We start from the raw sequence: 6293 nt of genomic DNA on the forward strand, positions 1-6293 counted from the left end.
TCGTCTACTTCGAGCCCAAAATGCGCAATTCTACGTCTTGTGCGAAATCCTTTTTTTCTGTCAGGCGGCGCGCAACGAAGTCGGACGTCCATCCAACAACAGTTGCACTACTGTAGGACACCTCCAAAGAACGGTGAACTCTTTACATTTTCGTTTTGCACAAACTGGAAAGGTGGAGAGAAAAGATGTCACAATTTGATCTGCTAACGACGCTGCGAAACCAATACCCGGCGACTACAGCTGCGGCACACAATTTGGTCTTACGTACGTCTGAGCTTTCAGTTGCCAGAAAGCACAAAGTTCAGATTTACGTTGACAAGACTCCTCGGGCGCTGATCGCCTTCGAAAACGGCCTTTGGGAAACCTTACTTTGGGCCGCCCGAGAATCCAATGCGACAAGCGCAGAGCGGCTGTTCAAATTCACAGCAAACTTCTTCGCTCAGTTCGCATTGGCATGTCCAACGTGGAATAACGTCCTGCCCGAAGTCACAGATTACTTGATTGCAGCAAGCTGCGCAGAAAAGTCCCTGCTTACCGACGCTGTCGACCAGGTCAAAAGAGAACAATCCATAATGATTGGCATCGGGCGCGAGAACCCATCGAACCGGACGAGCAAACAACAGTGAGCCGCTTTCGACTTTAACTGGGTCGCCGCAAGAAGAGGCACCCGGTGTTTTAGGGTAGCGACAGTAAACACATTGAATGGAGAAGAAAATGAAAGACCTTGATTCACAAGCTTGGGACATAGTTCTTTCGATAACGCCCAAAGACATATTGAAGTTCTACCAAAAGACTGACGACCTTAGTGATCTACACCAAAAAATTTATGAAGAGTTTCTGGTCAACGGTCGGTTTGCTTGCGTGCACCATGAGTTTTTCTTTTACTCAGATGCAGCTGAGCAGCAAGCCTATGTACTGCGTGTTCAAAGACTCACTGGGACCCAACCGGACTCTTTTCGGCGGTGATTCAAAGGATTGCGAAGGTTCTGCCGGGCAATACGAGACTCGTCTTCAACCGGACGCAAGAGACGCCAAAAATATCACGACTGACTGCAGATTGTTGGACGATTCAAGAAAAAACGGTTGAACCTTCGAAAACCGCGCTGTGTATGAGTAAGAACAACGAATTTTTCAATTGCCTGCGACTTTGCGAAAATCAAAACAGCAGTTTTGTCTCATTCCATCACTTGCCAGAATCTACCGCTTCAAAGGCGCTCCAACCCTGCACGGATCATTTCGACCAGGCCGCGCGCGAAGGGTAGATCGTTTATGTATTCGTCAATTGTGAAGTCGCCGTTTACTTGAGGCAATTGTGCTCTGGCCAGCCCTGTTTCACCGGCTAGGCTATGCACCGCGGAAATAATCAAACGATCAATGAAATAGTCTCGCACATCTATTTGGCGTACTTTTTTGACAGCGGCCTTGAAGTCTCCTTTCTCAACGTCTTCCAAGCAAAGTGTAATCTGGGTCCAAGTTGGCAACATGGGATTCGCATCCGTCGCTTGTCGCACCAATTCCGCGCCTTTATTGGGGTCGCCGACAAATGCAATCCATCCTCCAGCCACAGCGAGCAGAAGATTGCCATTCGGATTGGCGCGAATTGAGGCATCAATTAATTGCATAAAACTAGGTTTATCTCCATCCAATTGGGCATAGACGGCTGCTGCGATCAGAGCCTCCTGGCAATTTGGCTCAAAAGCCAATGCTTTCTCTGCGTGAGTTCGGCCATCTTCGACAACGGACTTCAATCGTTTTTGTCCAACACCTACCTGTTCAACATATCCAAACGCCAATAGTGCGTGCGCCAAGCCACTGGTTGGGTTCTCCCTGACAGCAGCTTGCGACAGTTCCAACATTCGCGCCAAGCTGCTGACTTTGTTTGCGCGAAGGTGGGTGTGGAACGCCAACAGAGCTTCATACACGTTTGAGTCCGAAGCTGGTCGCGTTTGAGCGTTTCTCGCAGCGTCGGTTGCAACAAACCCATATGCATCCGCAATGCAGACGGCGCAGCGCTTTGCGACGTCTTCTTGAGCTTCGAAAATATTGGCGTTGCTCAAAAAGATGTCTTTGCGCTCCGACCAAACTAGGTCACCGGTGTCTCTTCGTTTCAATTGAACAACTATGCGCAAACACTCGCCATCTTCGCGAACCGTTCCTCCCAGAACATAATCGCAGCGCTCAAGCGAGTTATGTTCTTCCTGGGTTTGTGACTTAGAGTTTTCGGCCCTAAAACCTGTAAGTACCCGGACATAACCGAAACGGGCGAGTTCCAATGCAATCTCTTCTGGCAAACCATCGCGGAAAAAAATTGCACGCGCAGTCTCTGACCCTGAGAACGATCTAATGCCTAGCGTGGGCAACCTTGGCGTTTGCTCATCAGTCAAACTCGCATTATTTGCCTGAAATTCTCGAATGCGAAAGGTGGGTCGATACCGACCTTTTGGAACCGATATTTCTACCCTGTTTTTTCGACCAGAGGTCAAATAATAATAATTTAATGCCTTTCGCAGTTTTACCGCTTCAGTTCGCACAACGGGATCAGTGTTGGGATCAAAGTCTGCGCCTCGTCCAAACACATCCATTGCCAACGCAGTGCCATGAAGTTCTTTACCCCTGCCGTCGATTTCACTTCTGACGAGGTGTTCAAAAAAAAATCTGTTGCGTTCGCTGACCGCGAAGTCACTCGAACCAACAATACGTTCCAGCTCTTCCAGGACCTCTTCTCTACTCACTTCTAGGGGCAAGAGTCACACCTTGGGGTCAGCCGCGCTAAATAACCTAAGTAGCACACTCTGGGTAGCACGACAAAGGAGACAACACCTTTTGGAAGTGATCGCCATCTCTAAGCTCGGCGTTTCGTGTTCCAACTTTTTTTACTGCGATAGCAACTGTTGCAAACGACCTGACGGGTGCGTTGGGCACAATGCGCTTTTCTACTGCATTTATGTGGGCAAAGCTGTCGTTCGAAGATTCTTTAAGGACGAAAATGCAAATGCGTGGTAGCTCCAGATTATGGCAACGACATCTGCACGAAATCGACCGCCCATACCTTACGCATTTGCGGTTGTTGGTGTCCTTTTTGCTTCAATCTGTTTCGGACTGGTTCCCTATTTCAGCCGCAGCCTGACCGAGCAAGGCGTCGCACCCTATGCGGTCGCATTCTATCGCTACATTGTTGCGGCCGTTCTTTTGCTCCCAGTTCTCATCTTGCACCGAAAAGAATGGCGAGAGATCACTTGGGGCCTTTCAGCCGGAGCGGTAGTGGGGCTTGGTTGGATCGGATATGTAGCGGCGCTGGAGAAGTTGCCCACATTGACAGTGGGTGTGCTTTACATGACCTATCCGGTGTTCACCCTAGCTACTGCCTGGGCTGTATTTGGCGAACCTGGCTGACATCCACCTGGAACGCCACCTGCACTGTCCCGGTGATGGCCGAACCTACCTGGTTCTGGAAGACGGCGAGACCAAAAATGAACGGCCTGTCGAGTTCGAGATCCCGCGTGATGTATTGCGCATGATCGACGTTCATCTCAAATCTCGCTGTCCGGAACTCTGCCCCGCTGGAACGCCTTGGCTGTTTCCCCGCAGGGATGGTCAGCATTCGGTTGATCCCGGCGCTCTGGCTGCGCGCATCTCCAAACGGATCCGGAAGGAAACGGGGTTGGAGATGAACGCCCACCTGTTTCGACATTTCGCGATGATGAACTGGCTCGACGCCAATCCCGGCGGCTACGAGGTTGCGCGCCGGTTGCTCGGGCATTCGGAGGTCAGCCACACCATCAACATGTATTCCGGTCTTGAGGCACGGTCGGCGACACGTGCCTTTGCTGACCTGATAGACGCCAAGAATCTGTCGGAACTCTATCACTCCAAGGTCGCAGATCTGGCGCAGGCCTTATCGAACGTGTCACGGTCCAACATGAACGGGAAAGCGTGCAGATTGAGTTGGAGGGTGCACTAGCGGCGCTGATAGGGTTGACCCAGAATGAACAAAGCCGCCCTGAGGCGGCGTGTTCGAGACTCTGTTCGACCATGGTGGTTGCGGGAGCAGGATACCAACGATGTTTGCAGTCTCTGCTCTTTAGTACCGCATAGGCGCAATTCACATACTCGTTCAGGTTCTTCTGAGTCGCGTGACATGTGTCGAGGCTATTGCACTTATGCTCTATCGTCCGCTTCGCGCTGGCAAACGGACATCCGACAGAAACAGTCAGATGACCGCTTCTAGCCCAAGGCAGAAACGCCAAGTGAGTACGCAGAAAAACCTAATCGCACCAAAAAAACAGTTGTCAGTAATCCTACGCAGTTTCCGAGGATAGCGCCCATAAATTGATGTCCTCTTCCGCACTGACCTCATCAATCCTGAAGAGTTCCGCTTCGGTAAAATCCATATTTTCGACCGCACCGGCGCAATCCACGATCTGCTCGGGTCGCGAAGCGCCAATAAGTGCAGTCGTTACCCGATCACCCCTCAAGACCCAAGCGAGCGCCATCTGTGCCAATGATTGACCGCGCGATGCCGCTATCTCGTTTAGAGCCCGGACACTCGCCAGTGAACGTTCGTTGATCATACCGTCCAAGAGCGACTTGCCTTGGGTCGCCCGACTATCCGCAGGAATTTCGTTCAGATACTTCGATGTCAAAATGCCCTGTGCAAGAGGCGTGAACGCAATCGATCCGACGCCCATTTCGTCAAGCGTGTCCAATAGCCCGTCGTGTTCAACCCATCGGTTAAGCAGGTTGTAGGAAGGCTGATGGATCAGGCACGGTGTTCCAAGGTCTTTCAAGATGGCAAGCGCTTCGCGCGTTCTTTGCGAGTTGTAGCTTGAAATCCCCACATAGAGTGCGCGCCCGGAGCGCACGATATAGTCCAGAGCGCCCATAGTCTCTTCCAGTGGGGTATCCGGATCAAACCGGTGGGAATAAAAAATATCTGCGTAGTCGAGCCCCATCCGCTTGAGCGACTGATCACATGAGGCCACGAGATATTTCCGTGATCCCCACTCCCCATAAGGACCTGGCCACATGTCATAGCCAGCCTTGGTTGATATGATGAGTTCATCCCGATAGCCTGCGAAATCAGTTTTCAAAATTTCACCGAATGCTTCTTCCGCCGATCCCGGCGGCGGGCCATAATTATTTGCCAAATCAAAGTGTGTAATACCCAAATCAAAGGCAGTCCGGCAAAGCTCGCGCTTTGTCAGTTGCGGCGTATCCCCACCGAAATTGTGCCACAGCCCAAGGCTTATCGCGGATAGCTTTATGCCGGACTGACCGCAACGGCGATAGACCATTTGCTCGTAGCGGTCCGGATTGGGAAGAAATGGGCGCGGCCGAGGCTTTGGGGGGCGTTGTGATTTGCTCATCTGTCCATAATCCTAGATCATCACACCTTGTCAATTCAACGTGATAGTAACCGGCAATCAGCGAAGCCTGCCGTTTACCGAACATGCCTCAGACATTGTCAGCGCAGATTGTCAAAACGCAAACTAGTCCTCGAATAATGCGCGAACCTTCGACATGTCATACGCATGTTCCGTCAGGTTTTCAGGATCCCATTCGCTTCGCTCAGCTTCAAAAAAGTCCCCGCCGTATACGTGGATTGCTCAAGTCAACTTGGGGATAGGGTTTGTAACCGAGTGAATGAGGTCCTTACCAAGCGGAGCATATTCACCAGTCGACAATGCTCGAGCCCCCGCCGCTTCGATGCGTCCGTTAGGGTCATCTGCTACGCGCCGCCAAAAAATGTTATCTTCTCTACCACCATAAATACCGATCACGGCCCATATTTCGTGATTGTGGGGCATTATGGTCATTCCCGGCTTCCAGACGACGTTGACGATTGTCAGATCACTTGATTTGTAAATGGGAAAGATACCGCTGTCGGTCGGCTCTCCCAAGGCTTGCGTCACGCCCGAGGGATCGCGCATCGCCCGGTCCACCACCTCAGCCACCGATTTGTGAGACGCGTCCTGATCCACTGCGGTTCGGCAGTCCGCTACAAACTGTTCCATGTTCCACATATCTTCAGCCCCAAATTGCATACAATAAATGCAACAGAGTAGCACAGGCTGTAAAAAAAGTCGAAATTGGAACCCAGATTGCAGCAGCATGGATCGGGTAACTAAGACTTCTAATGACTGCTTGGCCTGCTTAGCGTTCGTTCGCCAAATCAGGGAGATGTCTACTTTGCGGTACATCCGTCGATTGCATCGCTTACATTGGGCTATCTGTTTACTTAATCGAAAATGCGTTCGCCCTGCTCGTCAATCACCTGTTTCGCCTTTGCGATA

At 51.2% G+C, this 6293-nt stretch carries 7 protein-coding genes; 4 read left to right on the forward strand and 3 right to left on the reverse strand.

The window, feature by feature from the left end; all coding sequences use genetic code 11:
- Positions 1–185: 185 nt before the first annotated feature.
- Together ACR0FE_RS23450 and ACR0FE_RS23455 are read left to right on the forward strand one after the other, a co-directional pair.
- Positions 186–626: a hypothetical protein gene (locus ACR0FE_RS23450; protein ID WP_480915541.1), complete on the forward strand. Its 441-nt coding sequence runs from the start codon at positions 186–188 to the stop codon at positions 624–626.
- An 88-nt stretch (positions 627–714) separates the two neighbouring features.
- Positions 715–966 carry a hypothetical protein gene (locus ACR0FE_RS23455; RefSeq protein WP_170617602.1) on the forward strand — a complete coding sequence of 84 codons (252 nt, stop codon included), beginning with the start codon at positions 715–717 and terminating at the stop codon, positions 964–966.
- A 239-nt stretch (positions 967–1205) separates the two neighbouring features.
- On the opposite strand, the gene ACR0FE_RS23460 is transcribed toward ACR0FE_RS23455, so the two are convergent.
- Positions 1206–2732, reverse strand: coding sequence for a hypothetical protein (locus ACR0FE_RS23460; protein ID WP_480915542.1), 1527 nt, complete (start codon positions 2730–2732; stop codon positions 1206–1208).
- A gap of 280 nt (positions 2733–3012) precedes the next feature.
- Here ACR0FE_RS23460 and ACR0FE_RS23465 point away from each other — a divergent pair, with 280 nt between their 5' ends.
- Together ACR0FE_RS23465 and ACR0FE_RS23470 are read left to right on the forward strand one after the other, a co-directional pair.
- Positions 3013–3393, forward strand: coding sequence for an EamA family transporter (locus tag ACR0FE_RS23465; protein ID WP_480915543.1), 381 nt, complete (start codon positions 3013–3015; stop codon positions 3391–3393).
- Positions 3377–3961, forward strand: coding sequence for a hypothetical protein (locus ACR0FE_RS23470; protein WP_480915544.1), 585 nt, complete (start codon positions 3377–3379; stop codon positions 3959–3961). Before ACR0FE_RS23465 ends, ACR0FE_RS23470 begins: the two co-directional genes overlap by 17 nt.
- Positions 3962–4298: 337 nt before the next feature.
- On the opposite strand, the gene mgrA is transcribed toward ACR0FE_RS23470, so the two are convergent.
- Positions 4299–5366, reverse strand: a complete 1068-nt coding sequence (mgrA, locus tag ACR0FE_RS23475; RefSeq protein WP_480915545.1) for an L-glyceraldehyde 3-phosphate reductase — start codon at positions 5364–5366, stop codon at positions 4299–4301.
- A gap of 240 nt (positions 5367–5606) precedes the next feature.
- Positions 5607–6014: a hypothetical protein gene (locus tag ACR0FE_RS23480; protein WP_480915546.1), complete on the reverse strand. Its 408-nt coding sequence runs from the start codon at positions 6012–6014 to the stop codon at positions 5607–5609.
- Positions 6015–6293: the final 279 nt, after the last annotated feature.

The sequence above is a fragment of the Ruegeria sp. K7 genome (assembly GCF_056531785.1).